The sequence below is a fragment of the Ignatzschineria rhizosphaerae genome (genome assembly GCF_022655595.1).
GTDB lineage: Bacteria > Pseudomonadota > Gammaproteobacteria > Cardiobacteriales > Wohlfahrtiimonadaceae > Ignatzschineria > Ignatzschineria rhizosphaerae.
On record NZ_CP093379.1, the window covers coordinates 1,289,204 to 1,315,649 of the forward strand.

The 26,446-nt window shown below is 37.2% G+C and carries 29 protein-coding genes and 3 tRNA genes; 13 read left to right on the top strand and 19 right to left on the bottom strand.

What is annotated here, in order from left to right; all coding sequences use genetic code 11:
- Nucleotides 1-390: 390 nt before the first annotated feature.
- On the bottom strand, nucleotides 391-1,257 hold the full coding sequence (locus MMG00_RS05555) for a pirin family protein (protein WP_242152588.1): 867 nt from the start codon (nucleotides 1,255-1,257) through the stop codon (nucleotides 391-393).
- Between the two features lie 192 nt (nucleotides 1,258-1,449).
- Between MMG00_RS05555 and MMG00_RS05560 the strand changes: the two genes are divergently transcribed.
- Nucleotides 1,450-2,013, top strand: coding sequence for a YceI family protein (locus MMG00_RS05560; protein ID WP_242152592.1), 564 nt, complete (start codon nucleotides 1,450-1,452; stop codon nucleotides 2,011-2,013).
- Between the two features lie 239 nt (nucleotides 2,014-2,252).
- Here MMG00_RS05560 and lplA read toward each other — a convergent pair whose 3' ends face one another.
- Nucleotides 2,253-3,269 (bottom strand): lipoate--protein ligase, encoded by a 1,017-nt coding sequence (lplA, locus tag MMG00_RS05565; RefSeq protein ID WP_242152594.1) that lies wholly within the window; start codon nucleotides 3,267-3,269, stop codon nucleotides 2,253-2,255.
- A 140-nt stretch (nucleotides 3,270-3,409) separates the two neighbouring features.
- On the opposite strand from lplA, the gene MMG00_RS05570 reads away from it, so the two are divergent.
- The 6 genes from MMG00_RS05570 (at nucleotide 3,410) to mscS (ending at nucleotide 8,536) form a co-directional block, all read left to right on the top strand.
- A complete protein-coding gene (locus MMG00_RS05570; RefSeq protein ID WP_242152597.1) occupies nucleotides 3,410-4,066 on the top strand; it encodes an amino acid ABC transporter permease in 657 nt (218 codons plus the stop codon).
- The gene (locus tag MMG00_RS05575) at nucleotides 4,047-4,718 is read left to right on the top strand and encodes an amino acid ABC transporter permease (protein ID WP_242152600.1); all 672 of its coding nucleotides are present in this window, start codon (nucleotides 4,047-4,049) and stop codon (nucleotides 4,716-4,718) included. Before MMG00_RS05570 ends, MMG00_RS05575 begins: the two co-directional genes overlap by 20 nt.
- Before the next feature lie 90 nt (nucleotides 4,719-4,808).
- The gene (locus MMG00_RS05580) at nucleotides 4,809-5,543 is read left to right on the top strand and encodes an amino acid ABC transporter ATP-binding protein (RefSeq protein ID WP_242152604.1); all 735 of its coding nucleotides are present in this window, start codon (nucleotides 4,809-4,811) and stop codon (nucleotides 5,541-5,543) included.
- Between the two features lie 115 nt (nucleotides 5,544-5,658).
- Nucleotides 5,659-6,498 (top strand): cysteine ABC transporter substrate-binding protein, encoded by an 840-nt coding sequence (locus MMG00_RS05585; protein WP_242152607.1) that lies wholly within the window; start codon nucleotides 5,659-5,661, stop codon nucleotides 6,496-6,498.
- Nucleotides 6,499-7,002: 504 nt separating this feature from the next.
- On the top strand, nucleotides 7,003-7,548 hold the full coding sequence (locus MMG00_RS05590; protein ID WP_242152610.1) for a hypothetical protein: 546 nt from the start codon (nucleotides 7,003-7,005) through the stop codon (nucleotides 7,546-7,548).
- A gap of 127 nt (nucleotides 7,549-7,675) precedes the next feature.
- Nucleotides 7,676-8,536, top strand: a complete 861-nt coding sequence (mscS, locus tag MMG00_RS05595) for a small-conductance mechanosensitive channel MscS (RefSeq protein WP_242152612.1) — start codon at nucleotides 7,676-7,678, stop codon at nucleotides 8,534-8,536.
- A gap of 129 nt (nucleotides 8,537-8,665) precedes the next feature.
- Here mscS and MMG00_RS05600 read toward each other — a convergent pair whose 3' ends face one another.
- The 4 genes from MMG00_RS05600 to MMG00_RS05615 all read right to left on the bottom strand — a co-directional run bounded on the left by MMG00_RS05600 (nucleotide 8,666) and on the right by MMG00_RS05615 (nucleotide 11,297).
- Nucleotides 8,666-9,520, bottom strand: a complete 855-nt coding sequence (locus MMG00_RS05600; protein WP_242152615.1) for a 5'-nucleotidase C-terminal domain-containing protein — start codon at nucleotides 9,518-9,520, stop codon at nucleotides 8,666-8,668.
- 101 nt (nucleotides 9,521-9,621) lie between these two features.
- Nucleotides 9,622-10,014 (bottom strand): nuclear transport factor 2 family protein, encoded by a 393-nt coding sequence (locus MMG00_RS05605; protein WP_242152618.1) that lies wholly within the window; start codon nucleotides 10,012-10,014, stop codon nucleotides 9,622-9,624.
- A gap of 12 nt (nucleotides 10,015-10,026) precedes the next feature.
- The gene (locus MMG00_RS05610) at nucleotides 10,027-10,482 is read right to left on the bottom strand and encodes a MarR family transcriptional regulator (RefSeq protein WP_242152621.1); all 456 of its coding nucleotides are present in this window, start codon (nucleotides 10,480-10,482) and stop codon (nucleotides 10,027-10,029) included.
- Between the two features lie 191 nt (nucleotides 10,483-10,673).
- Nucleotides 10,674-11,297, bottom strand: a complete 624-nt coding sequence (locus tag MMG00_RS05615; RefSeq protein WP_242152623.1) for a hypothetical protein — start codon at nucleotides 11,295-11,297, stop codon at nucleotides 10,674-10,676.
- 689 nt (nucleotides 11,298-11,986) lie between these two features.
- On the opposite strand from MMG00_RS05615, the gene MMG00_RS05620 reads away from it, so the two are divergent.
- The 3 genes from MMG00_RS05620 to MMG00_RS05630 all read left to right on the top strand — a co-directional run bounded on the left by MMG00_RS05620 (nucleotide 11,987) and on the right by MMG00_RS05630 (nucleotide 13,036).
- On the top strand, nucleotides 11,987-12,199 hold the full coding sequence (locus tag MMG00_RS05620; protein WP_242152626.1) for a hypothetical protein: 213 nt from the start codon (nucleotides 11,987-11,989) through the stop codon (nucleotides 12,197-12,199).
- Between the two features lie 112 nt (nucleotides 12,200-12,311).
- Nucleotides 12,312-12,521, top strand: coding sequence for a hypothetical protein (locus MMG00_RS05625; protein WP_242152629.1), 210 nt, complete (start codon nucleotides 12,312-12,314; stop codon nucleotides 12,519-12,521).
- Between the two features lie 194 nt (nucleotides 12,522-12,715).
- Complete coding sequence (locus tag MMG00_RS05630) at nucleotides 12,716-13,036, top strand: hypothetical protein (protein WP_242152632.1); 321 nt, start codon at nucleotides 12,716-12,718, stop codon at nucleotides 13,034-13,036.
- 122 nt (nucleotides 13,037-13,158) lie between these two features.
- Here MMG00_RS05630 and MMG00_RS05635 read toward each other — a convergent pair whose 3' ends face one another.
- From MMG00_RS05635 to MMG00_RS05690, 12 genes are all read right to left on the bottom strand, one after another.
- On the bottom strand, nucleotides 13,159-13,638 hold the full coding sequence (locus MMG00_RS05635) for a hypothetical protein (RefSeq protein ID WP_242152634.1): 480 nt from the start codon (nucleotides 13,636-13,638) through the stop codon (nucleotides 13,159-13,161).
- 290 nt (nucleotides 13,639-13,928) lie between these two features.
- Nucleotides 13,929-14,426 (bottom strand): hypothetical protein, encoded by a 498-nt coding sequence (locus tag MMG00_RS05640; RefSeq protein ID WP_242152640.1) that lies wholly within the window; start codon nucleotides 14,424-14,426, stop codon nucleotides 13,929-13,931.
- 7 nt (nucleotides 14,427-14,433) lie between these two features.
- Entirely contained in the window at nucleotides 14,434-15,222 is a 789-nt protein-coding gene (locus tag MMG00_RS05645) for a tetratricopeptide repeat protein (RefSeq protein ID WP_242152644.1), read from the bottom strand.
- A gap of 100 nt (nucleotides 15,223-15,322) precedes the next feature.
- Nucleotides 15,323-15,814 (bottom strand): hypothetical protein, encoded by a 492-nt coding sequence (locus MMG00_RS05650; RefSeq protein WP_242152646.1) that lies wholly within the window; start codon nucleotides 15,812-15,814, stop codon nucleotides 15,323-15,325.
- A 53-nt stretch (nucleotides 15,815-15,867) separates the two neighbouring features.
- Nucleotides 15,868-16,335 (bottom strand): hypothetical protein, encoded by a 468-nt coding sequence (locus tag MMG00_RS05655; RefSeq protein ID WP_242152649.1) that lies wholly within the window; start codon nucleotides 16,333-16,335, stop codon nucleotides 15,868-15,870.
- A gap of 514 nt (nucleotides 16,336-16,849) precedes the next feature.
- A tRNA-Met gene (locus tag MMG00_RS05660) sits at nucleotides 16,850-16,926 on the bottom strand.
- A 33-nt stretch (nucleotides 16,927-16,959) separates the two neighbouring features.
- Nucleotides 16,960-17,036, bottom strand: a tRNA-Met gene (locus MMG00_RS05665).
- Between the two features lie 33 nt (nucleotides 17,037-17,069).
- Nucleotides 17,070-17,146: transfer RNA gene (locus tag MMG00_RS05670), tRNA-Met, on the bottom strand.
- Nucleotides 17,147-17,282: 136 nt separating this feature from the next.
- Nucleotides 17,283-17,417: a DUF2474 domain-containing protein gene (locus MMG00_RS05675; protein ID WP_242152652.1), complete on the bottom strand. Its 135-nt coding sequence runs from the start codon at nucleotides 17,415-17,417 to the stop codon at nucleotides 17,283-17,285.
- Between the two features lie 85 nt (nucleotides 17,418-17,502).
- Entirely contained in the window at nucleotides 17,503-18,510 is a 1,008-nt protein-coding gene (gene cydB / locus MMG00_RS05680) for a cytochrome d ubiquinol oxidase subunit II (RefSeq protein ID WP_242152654.1), read from the bottom strand.
- Between the two features lies 1 nt (nucleotide 18,511).
- Nucleotides 18,512-19,879, bottom strand: coding sequence for a cytochrome ubiquinol oxidase subunit I (locus MMG00_RS05685; RefSeq protein ID WP_242152657.1), 1,368 nt, complete (start codon nucleotides 19,877-19,879; stop codon nucleotides 18,512-18,514).
- A 427-nt stretch (nucleotides 19,880-20,306) separates the two neighbouring features.
- Nucleotides 20,307-21,866 (bottom strand): aminotransferase-like domain-containing protein, encoded by a 1,560-nt coding sequence (locus MMG00_RS05690; protein ID WP_242152659.1) that lies wholly within the window; start codon nucleotides 21,864-21,866, stop codon nucleotides 20,307-20,309.
- A gap of 317 nt (nucleotides 21,867-22,183) precedes the next feature.
- Here MMG00_RS05690 and MMG00_RS05695 point away from each other — a divergent pair, with 317 nt between their 5' ends.
- Genes MMG00_RS05695 through MMG00_RS05705 form a run of 3 tightly spaced genes read left to right on the top strand, consistent with a single transcriptional unit; the run spans nucleotide 22,184 to nucleotide 24,651 of the window.
- On the top strand, nucleotides 22,184-22,948 hold the full coding sequence (locus MMG00_RS05695; RefSeq protein ID WP_242152662.1) for a sulfite exporter TauE/SafE family protein: 765 nt from the start codon (nucleotides 22,184-22,186) through the stop codon (nucleotides 22,946-22,948).
- Between the two features lie 32 nt (nucleotides 22,949-22,980).
- On the top strand, nucleotides 22,981-23,745 hold the full coding sequence (locus MMG00_RS05700; protein WP_242152664.1) for a TSUP family transporter: 765 nt from the start codon (nucleotides 22,981-22,983) through the stop codon (nucleotides 23,743-23,745).
- 51 nt (nucleotides 23,746-23,796) lie between these two features.
- Complete coding sequence (locus MMG00_RS05705; RefSeq protein WP_242152667.1) at nucleotides 23,797-24,651, top strand: restriction endonuclease; 855 nt, start codon at nucleotides 23,797-23,799, stop codon at nucleotides 24,649-24,651.
- 335 nt (nucleotides 24,652-24,986) lie between these two features.
- Here MMG00_RS05705 and MMG00_RS05710 read toward each other — a convergent pair whose 3' ends face one another.
- Nucleotides 24,987-26,141, bottom strand: a complete 1,155-nt coding sequence (locus MMG00_RS05710) for an NADH-dependent flavin oxidoreductase (protein WP_242153321.1) — start codon at nucleotides 26,139-26,141, stop codon at nucleotides 24,987-24,989.
- Nucleotides 26,142-26,446 lie beyond the last annotated feature (305 nt).

The following is a 26,446-nucleotide window of genomic DNA, read 5'->3' on the forward strand; positions in this document are numbered from 1 at the left end:
AAAAAGTTCTTCCAAACTCTTAATGATAAATTTATTACTCAGTCTAAAAAGGCATCAAAATAATCTATTAAAATCGAAAACTTATAGTAAAACCGCTTTAAAAGTGACTGAGTCAGATTGCCGGCACATCGGTTATGAGAAGCGCAAGAATGGTTCTATCCAGCATTGTGCAAGCTAATTTAATACACACTCTGTACCCTTAATATAGTGAAATCGATTTAAATGTGACTGAATCAGATTGCCGGCACATCGATTCTGAGAAGCACAAGAATCGTAAATAGGGCTTCTTAAACCGAATCTACTATAAAAGAAAAAGCATCGTAAAATTGATAATCTTAACGATGCTTTTAATAATTTTAGAAGCTTTATTGTGAATAATTATCCAATCAACTAGCTCGGCATTTTACCAAACCGACCTTGCATATAGTCGACAGAAGCCTGCATGATCTCCTCTCTTGTATTCATCACGAAAGGTCCATGACCAAAAATAGGCTCTTCGATCTCATCACCACTTAAAAATAAGATCACCGAATCTTTATTCGCTGTTATTTCAAGGGTCTCTCCTGATTTATCAAAAATCGCTAGCTCTGCTTCATATAGCTGACTGCCATTATCAAGTTGTAATTCACCATGAAGCACTATCAATCCCACTCGGCGATTATGCTTTACAGGAATAGTAATTTTCGCATTGGCTTTTAAATGAAAATCCCAGACATCAAGTGGTGTAAAGGTCTTTGCAGGCCCTATATTTCCTTCATAATCTCCGGCAATCACTCGCATTTCACCAATATCAGCCCCAAGCTTCACAGTCGGGATTGTATTACTCGTAATGTGCTGATATCCCGGTTGACTCATCTTATCTTTTGCCGGTAAGTTTACCCACAGTTGCACCATATCAAATACCCCACCTTTTTCTGCAAAGTCTTGAGAATGGTACTCTTCGTGCAAAATACCCGATGCAGCCGTCATCCACTGAACATCTCCAGGGCCAATAACACCGCCTTCGCCCGTAGAATCATGATGAGCCACCTCCCCTTTATAAACAATCGTGACCGTTTCAAACCCTCTATGGGGATGCTCTCCGACACCTCTTTTATAAGTTGTAGGTTTAAACTCATTAGGACCTGCGCGGTCTAAAAGAATAAAGGGATTTAAAAGACGACCATGATTATTATAGGTAAAGAGAGAACGAACATTAAAACCATCGCCAACCCAATGTGCCCCTGGCGCTTGATAGATTCCCATCAGTGTTTTCATTGAAAACTCCTTTTTATTAAAGTTATATATTGACTTTAATATAGAATGTTTTACAAAAGCCTATATTGAATATATTCGAGGGTAAGCTTCAAAAATTTTCGTTATTCGATTATCCAAAGCTTTGTTATGATGAAAATAGTTCACAACTTATCAATACTTCTTTTAACTGTTTTATTTAACAAAGGAAAAGATATGAAAAAATTACTATTAGCCACTGCAATGCTTGGCCTGTTCTCAAGTACGATAGCTGCAGAATATAAGCTTGACCCATCTCATACTAATGCTCGCTTTAATATTGACCATTTTCAAACCTCAACTAATCATGGTGGTTTTTACGGCATTGATGGTGTAGTACAATTTGATGCACAAGCAAAAACAGGCGCATTAGATATCACCATTAAAACGAATACTTTAAACACAGGTAGTAAAGATTTTGATGGCCACATGAGCAGTAGCGACCTTTTAAATGTAGAGAGTTTTCCTGAAATTAACTTTAAATCTACAAAATGGGTTTTTGATGGCAATAAACCTACTGAAATTACAGGTGAATTGACAATGATGGGAAAAACACATCCTGTCACTTTAACTGCTACAAAATTTAACTGCTATGAAAATCCCATGTTTAATGCAGAAGTTTGTGGCGGTGATTTTACCACCACTATTGATCGTACCCTTTGGGGAATCGACTTCTTAGTTGATGCCGGCATTCCTAAAGAGGTAGAGCTTAAAATTCAAGTAGAAGCTGTTAAGCAATAACTTCTTGTAATTTACCAAACATCCCAATCTTTGATAGCGTCTATCAATCCCTTAAGTAATCGCTACCAAAGAACCAGCAATCCTCTGAAATCTCCCTCAGAGGATTTTTTTACGCCCAAAGCTAGTAATGCTAACAATCCATAGCGATAAAGATAGAGTGCTTACACTATCAAATCCCTACTTCTTTGTGCTAAAAGCTTGCGTATTATCCCCCCTATTAATCACGATTTAAAACGCAACTACTTAATTTCAGCAATAAACCAACGGCTAAATTCCTGCCAAGGTATATTAAAATCGGGAAAATCTTTACCCACATCTTCTAATGCCGCCTTAAGATCTGCAGGGCGATAGTGGCAATCTATCAATCTAGTAGCTAGCTGCTCAAATGGCTCTACAAAAAGGCTATCTGTAAAGATCTTTGCCTTCGTGATTAAGCCGCCTCGAATAATATCTAAATGAATTTCAACACCGCCCCATGAAAAGCGCTCTGATAGCTCGTGACTAAACTGCAACGCTTGTCCAAAATTCCACTCCCAACTCTGCTGCTTCTCATATTGATCGCTAAAACCTGGAATATTAGGCGGGTTATCTTCTGAGATCAGCTCAACTGTTTTAGCTTCCCCAAATTGATCAAAGAAAACCTTTTGAATCGCCGCGCAAAGCTTTTCATGATCTAAAGTAACATCAAACTCTTGCAAATTTGCAACCCGAGAGCGAACAGAAGTAATCCCTTTTGCTTGAAGCTTTTTAGGATCAGGGTTGAGATAATTGCCAAGCTTGGTAAAGTCCACATTGATCAGTAAAGTCCCATGATGAAATCCACGATCAAGCGTTTCGCGGTAAGCAGAGCCTGATATTTTACGAATCTCATCCCCAACTTTCACAATCAAATCATTACGCCCTGAACTTTCTGCATCAATACCTAAGAGCCCAAGCGCTTTTAAAATAATATTAGTCGATATCGACTTATCATATTCAGGCTTTCCTGCCATAAAAGTAAAATTTGTATTCCCAAGATCATGAAATACCGCGCCGCCGCCGCTACTTCTACGCGCTAAAGTAATCCCATCTTCTTCCATCTTCTTGGTATTGCACTCTTTCCAAGGATTTTGCCCCCGACCAATAACAACCGTATTGTCATTACGCCACAAAAATAGCACTTTTTGAGCAGGATCCATACTTCTAAAAATAGCATCTTCTACCGCAAGATTAAAAAGAGGATTAGTACTTTGAGAAATTAACAAACGTGTCGTCATGGAGAAACCCTTTGGCAAACTAAAATAAATGTTGACGATTAATTATCTTACTTGCTATTGTACAAAGCAATAACAAACAAAACATATACATTAAGTATTTATTAAATACTCTTTTAGTCTACTTTAAAACAAAATAACCTATGAGTTACCTACAAGAAGTCTATCCCTTGCTCCAAAGTGCTTTTTGGCTCACGCTAAAAATTTCCTTTTGGGGAATTTTAAATGCCTTTATCCTAGGCATGGTGATGAGTATTATAATTTTTTATCGGATACCTATTTTAAGCCAGATCTTTAATGGCTTTGTCGCATTTTTTAGAAATACGCCCTTATTACTGCACCTCTTCTTCTTATATTTTGGTTTTCCAAGAGCCTTTGGCATTGTTATGAGTTTTGAAACTACTGCACTCATTGGTTTATCTCTCTTAGGAAGCGCTTATATGGCCGAGGCTTTTAAAAGTGGCATTCAGCGAATTGCTAGCTCCCAGCTTGATTCTGGAAAAGCGATTGGATTAAATCCCTTCCAGCTAGCAAGATATATCATTGTGCCGCAAGCCTTCACCTACAGCGTTCCAGCGATTGGAGCAAACTGCATCTTCCTTTTTAAGGAAACCTCTGTATTTACCGCAATTGCCGGCACTGATATCACCACGGTTGTTATCAATCTCATTAGTAATAATGGTCACACCAATGAAAACCTCCTCTTTTTAGTGATCGCTTACGCCATAGTCATTATTCCTTTTACGATAGCTTTAACATTCATTGAAAGGAGAGCACGCTATGCAGAATTTGGGGCTTGATATCTTAGATTGGATATCAATTGAAAGACTACTCAGCGGACTTTATTTCACCTTAGAAGTAGCACTAATTTCCATTATCATGACGCTTTTTTGGGGGACTATTTTTGGAATTATTCGTACCTCAAATCGCTTACTTGTACGAGTTCCCTTTCGTCTTTACCTAGAAGTCGTTCGGATCTTACCAACGCTTGTATTGCTCTACCTTCTTTACTATATTTTGCCGGCAATCATAAATATTAATATTAGTGGAAGAGTTGTCGGTATCCTTGCGTTTAGCTTCTGGGGCATTGCCGAGATGAGCGATATTGTCAGAGGGAGCATCCTCTCTCTGCCTAAGCATCAACGAGAGTCCGCACTTGCTATTGGTCTTAACCAGTTTCAACTATTTCGTTATGTCTTACTCCCTCAGGCGCTTAAAATGGCGATACCACCTGCCCTTAATCTCTCGGCCCGAATTATTATGACGACCTCCCTGCTCGTCTTAATTGGGGTGCAAGATATTATTAAAGTGGGAAAAGAGATTATTGAATATGCTGCGATGATGAATAACCCGATGGCACCATTTTGGATCTATGGACTTATTCTTCTAATCTTTTTTATGATCTGTTATCCCCTCTCAAAGCTTGCCAGCCGGCTTACTAGAAAGCATTAAAGAATCATAAACCGCAAATACCTACTTAAAATCATTACTAAATAAACAGATCTTCTTAATCATTAGAATCACTATTAGAGTTAAAAACGTATGAACCCATTATTAAACATCACCGCCTTAACCAAATCATTTGCCGAGAGGGAGATCCTTAAAGGCATTGATATTGCCGTGAATAAAGGGGAAGTCATCGTAATTTTAGGCCCATCAGGATGTGGTAAATCTACATTACTGCGCTGCCTTAATGGATTGGAGAAAATTGATTCAGGCTCCATAAAATTTAATAACCTTGAACTTCATCAACCCAAAACTAACTGGACAACGATTCGAAGCCAAATCGGTATGGTGTTTCAAAGCTATGATCTTTTCCCCAATATGACCGTATTAGACAATATTTTATTAGGTCCTACTAAAGTACAAAAACGCGCAAAATCTCAAGTGATAAAAGAGGTCGATGAACTTCTTAAAAGAGTTGGGTTATTAGATCGTAAAAATAGTTACCCCCGAGAATTATCAGGAGGACAAAAGCAGCGTATAGCGATCGTTAGAGCGCTTGCAATGAATCCTGAGATTATGCTGTTTGATGAAGTCACCGCCTCTTTAGATCCTGAAATGGTGCGAGAAGTACTTGAGGTCATTCAAGAGCTTGCAAAAAGTGGCATGACGATGGTGCTTGTAACCCATGAGCTTAATTTTGCTCGTAAAGTTGCCGATAGAATTATTTTTATGGATCAAGGGCACATTGTTGAAAGTAGTGATCCTGAAACCTTTTTCACTGCCCCCAAAACAGATCGAGCTAAACAATTTTTAACGGTCTTTGATTTCTAAACATTTCAGAAATTGATCAAAGAAACTGATCATTTCAAGAGATCTTAAGACCCCCGATTCACTGCTAACATTTTAAATTTCAAAATTTAATCATTCAAAAAGAGGATATTACATCATGAAAAATTTACCCAAAAAACTCTCCACATTACTACTTGGCGCATCACTTTTATTGAGTGCAAATGCAATGGCTCAAGAGACTGATAATAGCTTACAAGCCGTTAAGGATCGCGGCGAACTACGTGTTGCTGTATTTAGTGATAAACCTCCATTTGGTTATGTTGACCGCGCAGGGAAAAGCCAAGGGTATGATATCGAGCTTGCCAAAGAGCTTGGTAAATCACTCTTTGGAAATGAAGATAAAGTCACATTTGTCTTAACAGAAGCGCAAAATCGCATTAATGTCTTAGATGCAAATAAAGTCGATATTACTCTTGCAAACTTTACGGTAACGCCGGCTCGTGTGGAACAGGTCGATTTCGCAGAGCCCTACATGAAAGTCGCCATTGGCCTTGTTTCCCCAAATGGTGCCCCGATTACAGATCTCTCTGAACTTAATGGAAAAACAATCATTGTTAATAAAGGGACAACTGCTGAAACCTATTTTGCCCAGCATCACCCTGAGGTTAATCTACAAAAATATGACCACAACTCAGAAGCTTTTGCGGCATTACAAGATGGCCGAGCAGTAGGCTTAGCACATGATAATGCGCTACTTTATGCATGGGCGAATAATAATCCTAACTTTACAGTATCCATTCAAAAAATCGGTCCTGATGATGTGATTGCGCCGGCTGTGAAAAAAGGCAATAAAGAACTTTTAGATTGGGTCAATGCCCAAATTTTAGAACTACAAGCGCAAGAGTTCTTCCATAAAGCCTACGACACTGCGGTAAAACCATTTTATGGTGACAATATTGATCCTGATAATATCGTGATTGATGCCAGCAATCGTTAATTATCAAGATTAAAAGGCTTTTTTAGAATAAAGATTATATTTTTCTACTTTTTTGAAAGCTTTTTAAGCGCAATATTTATTGATTAATCCTATCGAGATATCTTAGAAGTATCTTACTTCAGAGATATCCCTTTATCTCGCTAATTTTGTTTCTAATTTGACTCCATAGAAGCAAAGTAGCGGGATTTTTTCATTGATTAGTTTTTATAGTAAAATCGGTTTAAAAGAGACTAAATCAGATTGCCGGCGCCAGGATCATAAGAAGCACAAAAATAGTTCTATCCGGCATCTTGCAAGCTGCTTTGATTCACACGCTGCATTGTTTTATCTTTAAAACGGTGCCTATTAAACCAAATCGACTATAAAATCCCATCCTATTTCCACACATAAAAAAGCTTTTCCCTACTTTTCAAACAACCATTTTTTTGAGCATCCTGTAAAATAGTCTATGAGAAGCCTATTAAGACTTCGGATCATCGATAACTCTCCTAAATGGAACCGACCATGAAATATCTTTGCACCCTTCTCAGTAGCGCGCTGCTACTCTCATCTATCCAACTTGTTCAGGCTAAAACGCCGGCAATTACCACGCCGAAAATGAATAACCAAGAATATGCACTCGCCCTTGGCTTTACCCTCATTGATTCCGAAAACCCAGATAAATCACCATTAAAAGAGAGCGATACCAAAGGTGATAATCCTAAACTTCCAGAAATTGAACTAAAATCCTTAAAGCATCGTTGCGATATCTCTTTATCTCAACCTTTTGCCATGGAAAATCCTGAAAAAATTATGCTAGCTCGCGGCGTTGGCGATAAAGCGGAAGATATGGTGATAAAAATTAAGCATACGCCTATTAAATTACACCGTAGCCATTATGAGACGGAGCATCTCCATATTTGGAGCAATTCTGAAAAAGATCTCATTATGACCTTAGATGTCAGAGAGGCTTATAAAGATCAATATGTTGCCCTACAATCTGGAACCTTAACAATCTTGTCCCCTGTAATGAAAGAGGAATATAAAGCCGTTTTAAGCTGTAAAGAGTAGATCATAGTATTCAAGGCGTAAAATAATCGATAGATACTACAAAAACACTCTCTTTTTAAATTTCTCCTATTATTGATAGGAGAAAATTTAACCTCCTAAAACTCTCCCATTAGATCGAAGGAAAAATATGAATACAAAAGATGTCACAGACAGAGTCGATCAAGCAACTGGTTGGCTCATCAGCAATGAAACTTTAATTATGGACTATATTGTTGATTTTGCAGTTGCACTTTTAATCCTTTTTGTAGGATTACTCATTGCAAAGTGGGTCTCTCGCGGCATTAGTCGAATGCTCTCTCTTCGTAAGATAGATGCAACCATTAGTGGTTTTATTGCCGCTATGATTCGTTATACCATTATCGCCTTTACACTTATTGCGGTATTAGGCCAAGTTGGTATTCAAACAACATCTATTATCGCCGTATTAGGGGCTGCGGGGTTAGCTGTCGGCTTGGCCTTACAAGGCTCTTTATCTAACTTTGCAGCAGGTGTTTTACTCGTTATTTTCCGCCCATTAAAAGCTGGTGAATATGTAAAGGTTGGTTCTATTGAAGGGACGGTTACACATGTCGAGATCTTCTCCACGACCTTACTTTCTGCTGATGGTCACACCATTATCGTTCCTAATAGTAATATTATTAAAGAGAATATTATTAATATTAGCCGAGAACCCGATCGCCGTACAGATCTCATTATTGGCGTTGCTTATGACTCTCAAATTGAAATTGTGAAAAAAATATTAAATGATATTGTGGCAAATGAATCACGTATCTTACAAGAGAAAGGAATCACAATTCGTTTAAATGAGATGGGTGCATCATCTCTTAACTATATTGTGCGTTACTGGACTAAAAATGGGGATGCCACCACTGTTCGTTGGGAATTGTTAGAGCAAATTAAAAATGCCCTAGACCAAAATAACATTGCGATTCCCTTCCCACAAATGGAGGTCTATCTTCATCCACAAGCTGACACCACAAAGCTTTAATGACCATTATTTATATGGCTTTTAAAACAGTCTAACATTGCTTCATAAGATACTATCCCCCTTATATTTTCCGTCCGCATAAGCAAAATATAAGGGGGATTATTAATTTAAGACAAGCTTTTAAGAGCGCTATATTTTCTGCGGGTAAATACCGAGCTCAAATCCTAAAGGTTCATCTTGCTGCTTAATAAAAGTATAATTTCTGGCAAAAATCTTCGGGATTTTTAATATTTTTTGTGAAGTCGGCAAAAATAGATGCTGCTGGCTGTGAGATGTTAAATGCCAATTCCAACGAATCTTAATCGCATTGAATAAAGATAAAGGGTAAGCCTCTACTGCTCTATCTAATGCTTCATCAAGGGCTTTAACATAAAAGTCTAGCACCTTAAGGTTCGTCACATTACCTATTTTAATAAAATGATTTCCTTGCCATTGTGCCCGCTTTAAAAATGGTGCATAACAATTGGTTATTAAGGTAAATTGCTCATCATCTGTAATCGGGTTGCCGTCGTAATAGATTGTTCCTATCCGCCCTAATCCTGAGTGATCAAGCCTTATATTGCCAAACTGATCATATAAGGCTTCGTGATCTATCTCAATCTCATACTCAAGACCGGCAATAGGGTAAAAAAGAAAGGTAAGGGCCTCTTTTTGCAAAAAAGTATCCCGTCCTTTTTGCGGCTTTTGATAAATACTCGCCATCATCTCAAGCCATATACGCAGATCTTTCCCACTAAGCTCTAAAGCCACAAGCTCAGCAGGATAGATGGTATCTTGAATGTTGCGCACGATCTCGTTTAAAGGATAATTTCCTAATTCATCATCTATATAGAGATTAAATGCAGGACAAACAGAAGAGAGACACTTCTCCTGCACGCCAACAAATTGCTGAAGATAATAGAGCTGAGAAGTATTTAATAATTCAGTGACTGAATCATTACCTAACAGGGTTAAATAATTCTGTAGCGGCCTATTTCCTGTCATCAGCTATCACCTCATATACGATTTATATCATCTTTAGTATAGATAGACTCTATGACATATCAGTGACGCTATCATCATGCGATGAGGGCTAACTTATCAAATTAAGCTAATCTTGACCCGATATCTTGATCTGCTTCATCTCCCACGAGAAGCTGCGTGAGTTCTCGTACGGAGGCGATCTTTTGATCTTTAAATGTGAAAAATGCCATAACACGGACATGAAGCTTCTCCCCGCTTTTTTTAGTGACAAACACATCATGAATATCAGCCACCTTATCTCCATCTTCAATATACTCAATAAATTCGATATAAGCTGAGGCGATCACCTCTTTTAATGCCGTCACATGCCGAAAAAATCCGTCATAATCTAACATCTTACCATCTACCCACTGGGTATAATCCTTATCAAAATAAGGTCTAATAGCATCAACATCTTTAACTGGGTTAAACAGATCTTGAAAAGTACTTTCTAATAATGATTGATATTGTTTCATCTCTACCTCTTGCTAATCATTGATCTTCAGATGATCTATTAATTGATTCATAAAATCTTGTACCTGATGTAACTGATCCGCTTCAAATTGCATTAAAAATTGTAAGTATTGTCTATGAGCTTTTTGGTGTAATGTAAAATGGGTTTGATTGAGTACCTTCCCGGCATCTGTTAACTGATAGAAGATTGCCTTTTGATTCTCTTCTAGCTGATAAGTTCTGATTAACTGATGATCTAAAAGCTTTATTATCGCTTTTGAAATCGCCGCTTTTGTCACCCCTAGTTCATCTGTTAATAAACGGTTATTCACTAAATCATTAGATGCAATAGTTGCCAAGATATGCAATTGAGTTATCGAATAATCCCCTAGCACATTTTGTAGTTTCTCTTGCTTTTTAGCCCTTGCTGCCTCTTGCACATGCGTTAATCGAACAATTGATTGATACACTTCTTCTGCCATTTTTGTCATATTTTTAAATATCTCTATCCATTTCTGGGTATCTCTATATTGTTAACGAGTTAACTTTATTTCAAAAAAGCCATATTGTCAACTGGTAAACGATATTGAAATTTGAAAAATATTTATCATGATAAAAAAAGCCCGCAATAGCGAGCCCTTGTCCGATAAGGCAATAAGAGTAATTTTAAATCCTTATGAAATTAATAGGAGTAACCCTCATATACAGGAACAATTTCAACAATATAAGAAGAGCGATGACTATCTCCCCAATAAATCTTATATCTTCCTTCCTCTTTCTCCATATATTCCGTTTGGACAGCGCCATGACAAATTCTTAACCCCAAATCTTCATCAAATTCTAACTCTTGAATATTTGTCACGCTTACAAAATGAAGCCCCATATTATTAACGATCTCACTTAACATGCTGATAACCTCACGACTCTCACAAGTCGGTAATCCACTATTGATTTTCTCCAATACATAATCAATAGCCGTGCCGAGCACCATCATTAAGACCCAGATTAATAAGAAAGTTTGTCTCTGATTTAAAAATTTCGCTCTTTGATAAAGATACCAAGGAACCAATATAACGGTGATTCCTGCAAATATTTTCTTCTCAGGATAGATCTCTTTTAAGTGCTCACGATCCATCACTAAGATTAAGGTGATAATCAAAATTGTGCCATAAAATAGAAGCTCCATCGATAGTGCTTCCCCATACATCATTAAGATAAGCCCTACTAAAAAACTTAAAAATGTCACAATCAGTAAGGCAATACAATACCCATTAGAATGCTTGATATCCTTCTCTTTAACGCCCATATTCTTCCTTTAATATTGGATTTAAGTGTCATAATATTAGCGCAAAATAAGGCATCATAAACGTCTTATTTATAAGGTTTATAAATATCAAAAAGATAGGATCTAAAAACTAGAAAAGCCCGCTATAGAAACGGGCTTTGTTGAATGAAAAATCCTAATAAAAGGGACCAATTTTATAAAATAATTATTCCTTTTAAACTTCAAAAGGGCCAAATGTACTAACTTATAAAATAAACGTCTAAACTAAGATTTACTTCAATAATAGATAGGGTAAACGCACCTATCACTCTTCTCATTTTTAAGATTATGCTCATTTGGTCAATTTTCAAATGAGCTGCTAGATTGAAACTCAGTACTACTTAAATAACGTTGAATCAATTACCCCCTTTTAACTAGCCTATAGGAGTTACGTACTCTTCCAGTACGTGATTTATATATAGCAAGAAGATAAGATTTGGGCAAGTAATTTTTATATAAATTTTACCTTTTTTATATCCTTTTCTAATATTATGACTAAAACAAAAGCCGTATTCCCCCTATTACTAAAGACCATTAAATCAACGGGGAAGTTTTTAGTAATCTCAATGAAGCAAGATGACGCCATTAAAAAATTCTATTTCAAGACGAAATTTATCATGTTAATCTAATAGTTAACGTTAATAACAACCACTTTAATGAGAGGGAATATTATGTCATCTAAACAATCTTCCACCATACGCTGCACAAAATGCTATAACGAAATTGAAGCCACTGTTGATAGCTTATTAAAAAACACAACGCTTATCTGCACAAACTGCGGCGATGATCTGACAGATCAAGTCAATGAATTAAAAAAGGAAGTAGGAGAGGTTGAGGAGAATACTCAAATACTCACTCAAGAGACAACAAAGCTCTCGCAATAATCACAAAAAATCTCTCAAAGTGATCCTACCATCATTTATGAAATAATCTTTTTACTGTTGCATCCCACTTTTAACATTCATCTACTATAATTTAGGTTAAAGAGGATAAATCATGATTGATGAAATATTAAATGAGCTAGATGTTACTTTCAATTGCCCTAAATGTGAAAAACAACGTCACGTAAAAATGATTCAAATGGAAAATGATATTCCCTGCGAATGTGGTCACTTACTTCATAAAAAAAGAGAGAATCTTAGAGAAATTCGATTGCAGATGAGCGTTACTGCAGATGGATTCAAGCGTATGACATTGAATCATTAATCGATAAAATACTTAATAACCCTCTATTAAAAGTCTATAATCTTAATAGAGGGTTATTTTTGTGACGGTAAAAATTCCTCGCCTCGATCCTATTGCAAGAATATTTTAAAAATCTCAGCATCAAACAATATAATAAAATTGATTTTAATTTACATTAAAGGATAATATCTTTCTTTTAACCGTAGGGAAATATTATGTCCTTTTGTCCTAAATGCCAAGAAAATCAAAAACCTGATAACCTCAAAAACTGTATGCCATGCGCTAAAAAAAGAGGAAAGCTTTTAGCTAGAATTGGGGCTTTCCTAATACTTGCGATAGGGCTATTTGTTACTATCTACTTAAAAACGACAGGCACTATCCCTCAAGAAGGGCTTATAAAATGGCTCATTAACGATCATCACAACCCTTTAAGCTCATCTTATGAATGGCTTATCACAATAATAATGCTTGCTATTATTGCGCTTGTATCAGGGGTGTTGATCTATTTTATAACCTTAAAAAATAATAAAAAATAGATCCATAGCTGATACTCATTCCAATAAATTGAAAGTAATCTATTCATGCTTACTTTCAATAAAAAAAGCATGGTAGTAACTCTCCGTTAAGGGCAAATAGCGAACGGTTAGATACTGCATTATCAATCAAATTCAGGGGTTAATAACTTTGATGTATAAGCCACTCGAAATATCCCTGCCGATTCTATAAAGGAACTTAACACCATAATAGAGCCTAAATACTCACTATTAGGCTTCTTATTCACATATACAATCAATCCTTCATTATCCCCAATAACTACCCCTTCTCCCCATTTTTTATCAAGAGATCCCAATAAAATCCCTCTATCTCTTTTTAGGGCTTCTAAATTATTAAAGATTTTTAAAAGGGAGAGACCTTCTATTTTCCCTTCTACAACTTCTATCTCTGCAGAATCGAAAAAACTATTTTCAAGCCGGTACTCATAAAGAGTGACTCTCTCATCATCTTCTTTAAGAGTCCCTTTAGACAAATCCCCGATATAAGGGCAACCAATTTTGATGCCTTCGATCTCCTCATAAGGCTGATCACAGGCCAATGAAAATCCAAATATTAAGACCGGCAGTAAAAATAAGCGCTTCATTATCTCTCCTCAAATTTTATTCTCCTGATTGTATCTTATTTTATTTACAAAAATATAAATAATCTAAACGATAAAGCTATCGCAATTTTATTGGAATAAGCACCCACGAGACTTTGATTAATACCCACTTAACCTCTAGTTTTATAGACAATAACTGATTGCCGCACCAAGAAAATATCATTATTTATCATGAAATTGAGTAAAAATATGACCTTAATTTTTATAAGCTTTTTATCACTTTTTAAGTATATTATTGAGCATTTTGCTTTTCATAATAAGCATTGAAGTGATCATGCATCTTTTTTTGTTTGATAACCGTCTTGCATGTCGATTTCACCAATCTCACGAACTTCAGTTTGCATAATTGAGATATTATATAAAATATCATCCTGCTCAGAATGGAAGATCAACTTTGTATCACCCTGGACATCATATTTCCGGTCTTTTTTCGATAAGCCTAATTGCGCCTCAATACTTATAATAATTGTCTCAACATCCTTCTTTTCTGCGCTCCTAGAAAAAACAAGTTCTTCCGCATGATTATCAAGCACTCTGACATATACCGTAGTATCGATACCATCGATGAGGATGTCTTGATAATACTTCAATGTTCCCGCCTCGGTATCCGATGTTAATGAATAATCATCAAAACCTTCAATTTCAGAAACTGGCCCGCCTAATTTAAAGCCATGAATAACATATTCTTGACCATGGCTTATGGAAGCAACCAAACATAATATAGAACATAAAAAATACGCATAATAATCCTCCACTTTTATCATTTTCAAAAAATTATTACTCTTCAGATTTATTTAACCTTTTATAGTCATCACACCCTTTTTGACTCCCACCATCGCAAGCTTGTCTAAAATACTCTTTAGATATCATTAAATTTTTCTCGCCGCCATCGCCCTTTAAATACATATGCGCTAAATTATATTGCGCACCTGTATGTCCTTGCTTTGCTGCTAGCTCATAGCACTCTCTCGCCTTTAGAAAATCTTGCGCTACTCCCTCGCCCTTATCATACAAAACACCTAAATTATGCTGCGCTGGTGCATATCCTTGTTGTGCTGCTAACTCATAATACTCTTTAGCTTTAACGTAATCTTGCCCTACCCCCTCGCCTCTATTATATGAAACTCCTAAATTGTATTGTGCTGCGACATGGCCCTGCTCTGCAGCTAACTCATAATATTCTCTAGCTTTCACAAAATCTTGTTTTACTCCCTCGCCCCTATCATATAAAACTCCTAAATTATATTGAGCTTTAGAGTATCCTTGCTGTGCCGATAGCTCATAATACTCCCTAGCTTTAGCGTAATCTTGCGCGATGCCTTCCCCATAATTATACATAACACCTAAATTATATTGAGCTGTGGCGTGTCCTTGCTGGGCGGCTAATTCATAATATTTTTTAGCTTGAGAGTAGTTTTGGGGGACACCTTTTCCCCAATAATGCATCGTTGCTAAAATACCTTGAGCATTCACTGATCCCTTATCCGCCAAAACTTCAAGTTCTGAGATACTCATATTAGAAAATGCGACATTTAAAAAGAAAAATATTACTAAAAGAAATCTCATGAGTAAGCCCTCCTTACTAAGGCTTTGAACCATCAATTAACGCACTGCCACTATTTTTCCTCTGCGGCATTCATCCAAATACCCTTAGCAGACCATCTTCTTACCTTCTCATCCTCTTTGCGCTGTGCTTCTTTACTGCTTTTGTCCTATAAGTCGTCAGCATAGATCCATCATTTTTATCCAATATAGCGTCTACATAACTCACTAAACTTCCTTTAACTATATTATTAAAGTGCGCAATATAAATATCATCATCTTCACTAATCTGCGCTTTCCCAAAAGATTGCTCCATTTCATTAATATGGCTTGTAAAATCCTTAAAATTAACAGGCTTTCTTGTCTCTCGTAACGCAAGACCTTCGATATTGCCATCCACTATAATGAGCCCTTCAAAATTAAAAAGCTGATCCCGATCTGTGTCCTTATAGAAAAAATCGCCACCTAATAGAGGATCTCCTTTCGTATAATCTTTAACGTTTACGGCGCTTTTAAATGGGCACCCCACCTTGATCCCTACAATCTCTTCATAAGGTTGATTACAAGCCAACGAAAATCCGAGCATTAAAATCGGTAGTAAGAGTAATCTTTTCATCTCAACTCCTTAAAGGTACTTCTTATTATTCTAAAAGAGGATTTAATATCAAACTATTCATCGCACTGATCGAAAACATCATATGCAATACTATCTATTTCTTCTGTTGTATAAAGAACTGCTAAGCTTGGGGAAAACATATAAGCTTCAATTTTAGACAACCCACCTTTCGGATTAAACTTATAATCATCCTCCTCTAAACTATTAAGGGTAATATCAGGATCTCCGTAATTTTCGGTCATAAAATCAATATAATTTCGAATCTCATCTTCACCATCAATCCTAACCGAAACTGCAGCAACTTTACCACCTAGCTCAAAGATAGCCCCATCAGCATGCACCCCAAACGGGCTCTTATGATAAATAGTAATTTCGCACACATTTTGTTGCGTATAACTCTCTAAATCTTCAACGCTCCCAATAGGAGCGCCAATCCTAATCCCGTGAACTTCAATATCTACGCTTTTTTCACCACAAGCTGCGAGGATAAAGCTAAATAACATTACCAATAAAATACGCAAAACTAACTCCTAAAATGTCAACTTCGCCAAAATAGCCATACCTACACCCACAGCGCCCCATATCGAAAGATTGCCTAAATTTGCTTTGTATTTAAAACCGATAATTGAAAGGATCGACATCACTATAATTGATCCAAAGAATATTATTGCTGCCAGAGAAAGCATTGCCATAAAAAAATAGAACAACATAAAAATCACCTTTAAGATTAATAAATTATCCTAGTAATCTTACCTTACTTTTCAAAACAAACATAAACAGCGAAACCAAAAAGGACAGATTCCCTAAATAAGTTAAGCTTGGTCAAAAATCTTCTGGGTGCAAAAAAGAAATCCTAGCGTGGGTATCTATTAGCACAAGCAAGGGAATTGAATATATTTCAGAAAAAGGATGGTCAAATATTTATACCGAAAGATACGGTTTAAAAAATTAAAAATAAATGGTACACGAAATGATACATGTTTATTTTCAAAGTAATAAAAAAGCCCGCTATTAAGCGGGCTTTGTACTTTAATATGGTGGACATAGGTAGATTCGAACTACCGACCCCAGCATTATGAGTGCTGTGCTCTAACCAACTGAGCTACATGTCCTTAAACTTTGAAAGTAGTTTAAAACTTATATGATGGTGGACATGGGTGGATTCGAACCACCGACCCCAGCATTATGAGTGCTGTGCTCTAACCAACTGAGCTACATGTCCTTAAACTTTTGAAGCAGTTTAACGCTTATAATATGGTGGACATAGGTAGATTCGAACTACCGACCCCAGCATTATGAGTGCTGTGCTCTAACCAACTGAGCTACATGTCCTTAACAACTGCAGAGAATTTTATAGTGTATCACATCAACTGTCAATACTATGTTTCTATTTGCTTAGCATTTGATCTAACCTAGTGAATAACTGCTTTTTCTCACTGTTAAAACATCAAATTAGCAAGCAGAATAATTAGCTTTTTAAGCCTGCCATGGTCATGAAAATACGAATGATATACGCCAAAATAAAGAGTGACCCTACACCGCCGCACCACAATAAAACTAACCAGCCTAAATTTTTTAATCTTGAAGGATGATGACTATTCATAATATGACTCCTTAAGTGATTTGATAAATTTTTAAATGAAAATCCCGATAAGAATGAGGGCTCTTACCGGGATCTTCTCTTAAAGTTAGTACCCTTCACCGGCAATGACTTTGCCACGGAAGATAAAGTAGGTCCAACTTAAGTAAAAAATAATGATAGGTAGCATGATCAGCGTCCCCACTAAGCCAAACATCTGACTAGATGAGGCGGAGGCTGCCATCTCTAGCGTAATACTTGGTGGGATGATATAGGGGAAGAATAGTGAGGTATAACCCACCATGCCACATACCATTATAAAAACTGTTAATAAAAAGCCTTTGCCGGCACTCATAGAATTACCCAGAAGCATTAAAAGCACCAAACCAATAATTATCATTGATCCAACCACAAGATAGAGTCTTGCTCCTACTAATAATGGCATCAACTTAGTAGAAAATAGCATTGCAATCATAATGGCAATCAAGACGATAATAAGGGCAAAAATAGCAGGTTTTTTAAAACTCAAAACACGATTTTTAAGCGTATCATTACCCTTCATTGCACCCCAAAAGATCCCAATTACGGCAAACATAATGACAAGACCCACACCGGTTAAGAGTGAAAATGGTGAAATCCAATCGGTATCTTTACCATCAAAGAAGTGGGTGCCTTGCGCCGTTGTACCAATTAAGAATCCCTCTAAGAAGGCTCCTGCCATCATGCCTTGCATTAAGGCTGCAATGTAAGATCCTACAACAAATGCAATCGTCCAGATTTTTTTGTGCCCAGCAGGTGAATGGACTCTAAACTCAAAAGCAACACCGCGAAGAATAAGTGCAAATAACATCACCACAATAGGAAAGGTAAATGCTTCTAAAATCACCGCATAAGCTAATGGGAATGCCCCCATTAAAGCAGCTCCTCCCAGGATTAACCAAGTTTCATTGCCATCCCAAACAGGGGAAATAGAATCAATAAACTCATCTTTTACAGCTTCTTGCTTTACAAAGGGGAGCAAGATTCCTACTCCTAAGTCAAAACCATCAGCTACGATATAGACTGCAACGCCAATAAGGATGACGAAAGCCCAGATAAACGATAAATCAAATGCCATTTTATTGATCTCCTTTACTCATATTGTCATGATCAATTGCCGTTGTTTCACTGCTATCAATCCCTCTTCTCATTAAGCGAACCATATAGAGGTAGCCTGTAATAAAGACTAAGCTATAGACTAAGATAAATCCTAATAAGCTAATGCTCATATGAAGCGTTGTATGAGGAGATACAGCATCTGCCGTACGAAGTAGACCATTGACAACCCAAGGCTGACGACCAACTTCCGTTACAAACCAACCGGCAAGAATTGCTAACAATCCTGAAGGCCCCATCCAAACAATGAAAGTTAACCAGCACTTATTGGTGTAAAAGGTGCCTTTCTTACGCTGATAAAGACTAATAAGTGCTGCTAATAACATGAGTCCACCAAGTGCTACCATGATTCTAAATGCCCAAAATACAACAGGAACATTCGGACGATCGGCTTTTGACACTTCATCTAATGCCGGCACTTGATCCGTTAAGCTGTGCGTTAAAATTAAACTTCCTAATACAGGAATCGCAATTTCAAAACGGTTTGTCTCACTCTCTGAATCTGGTAGTGCAAAAAGTACCAATGGTGTTGCGCCGTACCCTTCATTCGTCCAGTGCCCTTCCATTGCCGCAATCTTCATCGGCTGATGTTTCAAAGTATTTAAACCATGTAAGTCGCCGGCAAAAATTTGTAAGGGAATCGTAATCACTAAGAACCACATCGACATCGAAAACATCTTTTTATATTCAGGATGTTGATTACCTTTACGAAGATGCCATGCAGCCACTGATCCAACAAAAAGCGCTGTTGTTACAAATACCGCTAATCCCATATGTACTAAACGATAAGGAAATGATGGGTTAAATACCACTGCAAACCAATCCACAGGCACAACGCGGTTATCAATGATTTCATAACCTGCTGGCGTTTGCATCCAGCTATTTGAGGAGAGAATCCAAAACATTGAAAGGAATGTTCCAAGGGCCACCATACAAGTTGCAAAGAAGTGTGTCTTCTTGCCTACTCGATTTTCACCAAAAAGCATAACCCCAAGAAATCCTGCTTCTAAGAAGAAGGCGGTTGTCACTTCATAGGTTAAAAGTGGCCCTGTAATACCACCTGCAAAGCGTGAAAATTCGCTCCAATGGGTTCCAAACTGAAATGCCATCACAACACCAGAAACAACGCCCATTCCAAAGTTCACGGCAAAGATTTTACTCCAGAACTTATAGATATTTTCATATTTAACTTTCCCTGTCTTTAACCAAAGAAAATGAATCACCGCAAGATACGATGCAAGCCCGATCGTAATGGCCGGGAAAATAATATGAAATGAAACAGTAAAAGCGAACTGTATACGCGCCAGATCTAACGCTTCAACTCCAAACATCTTCAGAGCTCCTAAATTAAGTGAAATAGATAATTGCAGACACTCTAACAATGACCTAAATCAAAAAACAGGTGCAGTTACGGACAAGAAACTAGTACAGTTTTACAATATCGACAGAAATAAGAGAAGTTTCTGTAAATACAGAAACTTCCATCACATATTCTTTTAAAGTTTTCAAGAAAATCAAATGACTTTTGAAAAAATGGGCTCTTTTTATCGCTAAATACCCATACTTTTTTATAAAAAAATTCTCTAAAAGACCTAATTTTTGGCTAAAAATATGACATTTCTATTTTCCATCTACGCTCAATTGCCTACAGTAGACAGATAACAATAGCCACAATTGTACATAATGATTGTGCTAAAGTTAGCTTAAAAAATTGATAAAACCCCATCAAAATTAAAGATAAAATCTTCAAAGGCCTCATTAATTAATACGAGTAGATGTCCCAGCCTCTAATAATAAGGCTTCAATAAGCTGCCCTAATGTTGCCATTGCACCATCTAATTCTCCCGTCCATTTAAGCCCATAATTTAAGCGTATATGGTGACGAAACTCTTGTGATGCCGAAAAGATAGGCCCTGGCGCAATACTGATATGCTTAGCTAAAGCCCGGCGATAAAGTTCTAAAGCATCAATCTCTTTAGGCAGTGTTACCCAGAGAAAATAACCGCCCATCGGCTTTGTTGCCTTCACCCCTGATGGGAAAAACTGCGCAATCGCTTCTAGCATCCTCTCTTGTGATTTTTGAAGCTCAGCGCGAAGACGCATTAAATGACGATCATAATTACGATGTTTAAGATAATGACTAATCGCAAGCTGCGAGGGAACTGATGGGGAAATTGTGGTCATCAGTTTTAAACGTTCAATCTGCTTTGCATAACGCCCTGCCGCAACCCAACCAACCCTAAACCCTGGCGCTAAAGATTTACAAAAAGAATCACAATGAAGGACTAAACCTTCATCATCTAACTCTTTTAAATATGCCGGCAACTCACTATCGTAGTAGACTTCAGAATAGACATCATCGACAATTACCGGCACTTGATGCGCTTTGACAAGATCATACAAAGAGACTAGATGTTCTCGTGGCATCGTACAACCCGTTGGATTTTGATACTTTGTCATTAAAACTATCGCTTTCACATCAAAGTTATTGAGCGTATCTTCGAGGTACGCTATATCCATTCCGGTTGTCATATCAACGGGAATCTCGATAGCTTTAAGTTGTAATCGTTCTAAAATTTGTAAAATCGCATAAAAACAAGGAGCTTCAATCGCAACTAAATCCCCAGGTTTAGTGGTTGCTTGTAATGATAGGCTTAAAGCCTCCATGGCGCCACTTGTAATGACAAGCTCATCGCGCTGAATTCTTAACCCATTTAAGCGGTATCGCAGCTCTATTTGTCTTGCAAGCTCTCTTGAACCCCCTGGCATATCTGAAACCAATTCATAAGATGCATGCGTTAATCCTGTTAAAGACTTTGCCATACTATCGGTTAAATGATTAATGGGAAATAGCTCAGGGCTTGGAAAAGCAGATCCAAAAGGGATATGAGAAGCATCTTTATGACTCTCTAATATTGAGAAGATAAAATCACTCATCTCAATATCTTGCTCTTTAATCGGCTTTGCAATAATGGCGCTAGATGTTTCAGAAAGAGGTGCAGCATAAGGCTGTGGTGATAAAGAGTGGTTTTGTAATAGATCTTCTACAAAATCAACGGCATTTTGTGAAAACTTTGTAATCGGCGTATCAACACTCTCTGATGCTTTAAACGCAGGATTAATATAAAATCCTGAGCGCTCTTTGGCATAGATTACACCTTGAGTCTCTAAAAGAAAGTAAGCTTGCTGAACGGTTGCAGGACTAACGCCATAAATTTGGCTCGCTTTACGAAGAGAGGGCAATTTTTCACTCTGCTTTAAAACGCCGGTATGAATCATCTCGCTAATTTGATTAGCAATCTTTTCATAAAGTGTCATCGATCTCTTCCTATAATCCGTTTTTGTGCCGTAACGATCATATTCATTACGCTTCTTAAATAGTTCCATCTATCAAAGAATCAGCTATATTGATACAGAGCAGATAATAAAAGAATACTCGTTAATAGGACGCTGTTTAATTCCAAAATTTTATCGATTATCTTTTAGATCATCTGCCTAGTTTCTCAATTTTCTAAAGATTCTTAACTTTCTCTCAAAAGAGAAATAAAAATCATTCTACACAAGAAACTTGATCTATGTCTATGTTTTTCACTTTGTACCCTTTTTTTGATAAAGATTTTCCTAAAGAGCCAGCCATGACCCATTTTGCCTTACCCATTACGATACTCTTTGCATTTGCCGCATTACTACATGGCTTAACGGGGCTTGGTTTCCCGATGATCACCACAAGTGTACTTGCCAATCTGATGTCATTTGAAAAGGCGATCATTATTGCGCTTCTGCCATCTTTACTGATCAATCTCATCATGTTATTGAGTCAAAATGATTGTTCTCTTTGGCAAGAGCTCTATTACTATATTAAGCATTACTGGCTTTTGATTGCTTCTAGCATTGTGGGGGGGTATTTCGGCGTTAAACTTCTCTTACTACTTGATGTTGTCTACCTCTATCTCCTTCTCTCATTTATCATCCTTTTTTATGTGATCACAAGCTTTATAGGGATTCGCTGGCGGATTCCTATTAATGCATTGACCTTAATCCTTTTTGGCACCCTTGCCGGATTAATTGGTAATGCCACTAATGCAATGGCACCCCTTTTAATGATCTATCTACTCTCCACCGATAAAAGCACCAAAGAGATTATCAAAGCCGGCAATCTTGCTTACCTTACCGGGAAAATTGTCCAGTTTTGGATGTTAAAATCTGAAATTTTTGCAATGCCATCTCAAGAACTCATCGTTTTAGGCGTTATTACACTTCTCTCGCTGCTCTTTTTGTTTATTGGTATCAAATTTAGAGCGAAAGTCTCTAAAATCTTCTTTACGCGCTTAATTTTAGTGATTTTATTCATCTTAGGAATACGCGCCGGATTTAGTGGAATAACACTACTTTTAGGGTAGGATTTATCAGCCTTTTCACGTAAAATAAAAGGATGAATATCTCTCCTATCGTTATCTCAACGATCTTTCTATTTTCAGCATTATTGCACGGTTTAACAGGCATGGGGTTTCCCATGATCCCAACCTCCATTATTGCCAATATCTCCTCATTTGAAGAGGCAATTATCTTGGCGCTTTTCCCCGCTCTACTAATTAACATCATTATGTTAACCAGCCAAAATGATCGTCCTATCTTACAAGAACTTACCTATTATATTCATACCTACTGGTTAATGGTACTTGCTGTAGTTGTAGGAGGCTATTTAGGAGTGAAACTCCTACTGTTTTTAGAAGCGAGCTATCTCTACCTTCTCCTCTCATCCATTATTCTTTTCTATGTTATTACCAATCTCATCAGGATTCGCTGGCGCATTACAACCAATCCTTTTACGCTCGTCTTTTTTGGATTTATTACAGGTATTATTGGTAATGCAACCGATGCGATGGCACCATTACTCATGATCTACCTCCTCTCTACCGATAAAAGCACTAAAGAGATTATTAAAGCAGGTAATCTTGCTTATTTAACCGGAAAGGTTGTTCAATTTTGGATGTTAAAGTCGGTATTATTTACGCTTCCAAGTACTGATTTACTGATCTTAACCGGCATTACTGGCATTACCTTATTAGCGCTTTTTATCGGCATTTATTGCCGGCGCTTTATCTCAGAGATTTTTTTTAAACGTTTAATTTTAATCATTCTCTTAATTTTAGGAATTCGTGCAGGAATAAATGGTATGATGTTGCTCTTAGGTTAGATTTTAACGAGCTTTGCGCAGAAAATTAAAATAGCGTTACAGATAAAAAAGATGAATTGCGCATTTACGATTTCTAAATATTTCTTTGGCTACTTTATTACGCCGATGGTTACCATTTCAGCTTTGGCTTTAATGGGGCTCTCTCTTATTCACTCAGAAAATGTTTGGCTCGTCTCTCTTGGCATCTTTTATTTTATTATTTTACTGATTATCCCCTTTATTAATATCGGAAGATGGCTCTATCTGTCAGCCTCAGAAGCTTTTATGATCACAATGGTTTGGGGCAGCTTTATTCTCTATCTCACACTATTTAGTCATGTTAATCCTCTTTACCCCTTTTTAATGGCGCTACTGCCGATTATTCCGACCTTTAAAGCCATTGGGGATCGTGTTTTAGAATTAGGCAGAAAACTGATCTCTCTAAAGCTTTTTAAAGGCGATTATCTTAAAGATCGCAATGCTGATCAATATCAATTAGAAGATATTGATCAGATGTCTGGCGAAGCATTTGAGCATTACATTGCTAATCTTATCTCTTTTTATGATTTTAAAAAGATTCGTGTTTCAAGCTATAGCAATGATAAAGGCTTAGATATCTACGCTGAACAAGATAAATTACGCTATGGATTTCAATGTAAACGTTGGGGTAAAAATGTCACATTATCAGCCGTGCAAGAGATCTATACCGCTAAAGATCTCTATGAACTTGATAAAATCATTGTCATTACCAATAGTGGCTTCACTAAAGCGGCCATTGATGCGGCCATTAAGCTCGATGTGATTCTGATTGATCGTAAGCGTTTAGGCGAGATGATTCGCAATATTCAGCCCGCTAAAATGAGAAATAAGCCGCAAGAAGTTGCGAAAGCTCGAAGCTCTAAAAACAGAACAAAAATTACGCTTTAGTTCGCTATTAATAAGCCTTAATGAATCATCCTAATGGATCATAAATTCAATATATAGGGATAGGTTCCCTTCCGCCACAAGATCAGCCCTTTTAAACCAAAAATATTATCAAGACATTTAGTCTGTAATAGCGTTAATAGCATTACAGACTAAAGTACTGATCAAATATCGTAAAATTGGTTTAATAAAAGCCAGTCTAAAATAGCAGGCATAGGACGATAAAGGTGCGTCTTAAACAGAGCCCTGTAAGATGCCGGATGGAATATATTTCTATTATTAATAGCCCGATGCCCGGCATTTAAATCAGCCTGTTGTGAACCTATTTTACTATCATTTTACACATCCACCTTTTGCCAGTTTTTATCCCCTTTTAGAGGTGGTAAATAAGAGAGCCCTTGTAGATTTTGGCGCCACAAATCAGATGGAATCCGATATTTTTCTTTCTGCAAAGGATCGATCACTGTTTCAATCTCAGCTTCACGCCCTTCAAGGATTTTTGTCGCAAAATCGGGATTAATCATCACTGTTTTACCAAAAGCGATAAACTCTGCCCAACCCGTTTCAAAAGCAGCTAGGGCATCATCTGCTGTGAATAAATTCCCAATCCCAATTAAAGGGAGTTTTCCGGCAATGCGCTCATGGATTAACTGCATACGCGTTAGATTTGTATCCGCACCTCTACGCGCATTTTTAAAGAAATCCCACAAAGAGATATGAAGATACTGTAAGGGCTTTTCTACTAAAGCATCAATCAAGGCAAAGGTTTCCACCATTGTTAAACCATTATCCCCCGGCTCTTCTGGTGAAAAACGGTAACCAATAATAAAATCGTTTCTTTGATGCTGATCTTTCACTTTTGCCACAGCATCGACGATCGCTAATGGAAAACGCATGCGCTTTTCAAGCGATCCGCCCCACTCATCTTGCCGGCGATTGGTTTTTGCTGAGTAAAATTGTTGCACTAAATAATTATTAGCACCATGAATTTCAATACCATCAAATCCTGCTTTAATCGCAAGATCTGTGGCATTAGCAAAGTCTTGAATAATTCTCTCTATCTCTAGCGCCGTTAACTCATGCAAGCCATCATCATTCTTATCATCTCGGTTTACGGAAGGCACGACGATCTCGGCATCACCAATGAGCGCTTTAAGCGCTAACCTTCCCCCATGATGTATTTGTAAAATCGCTTTTGCGCCTTGCGCCTGAATCATTTGAGCCACTTTTTTTAAGCTTTCAAGATCTTCTTCGCCAATGGCTTCTGGCTGTCCTACAAAAGCCTTTCCTTCAGGAGAAACAAGCGTCGCAGCAGCAATAAACATCCCAAAATCTTCGGCGCGCCCTTCTAAAAACTGCGCTTCTTCATGACTCAAACTCCCATCTGGGTTTGAAGCATAGTGGGTCATCGGCGCGACAACTAATCTGTTTTTAATAGATACCCCATTATTCAATGTATAAGACTGAAAAAGTGGCATATATTTTTGATTCATCATTTGAATACCTCAAGTTAATAACTATAAGTTCAATAAGTTATATGAGGGCATATTATCATTTCTCAAGTTTTATACAGCCATACCCGGCATTTTGTCTATTCTAAAAAACAGTTTTCTAATAATCGTTCAATTTTTTAAGAAGCTTTTCAACACTCTGTAAACTGATCTTTTTAAACTGATTTCTTTAAAGAGAAATTTTTAAAAAGAAATAAACGGCATGTTATTAAAAATCGCCTCTAAAAAAAACTAATATTAAATTTTAAGAATCTATTCGCCTTCGTTACTTCTAACAAGCATACAAT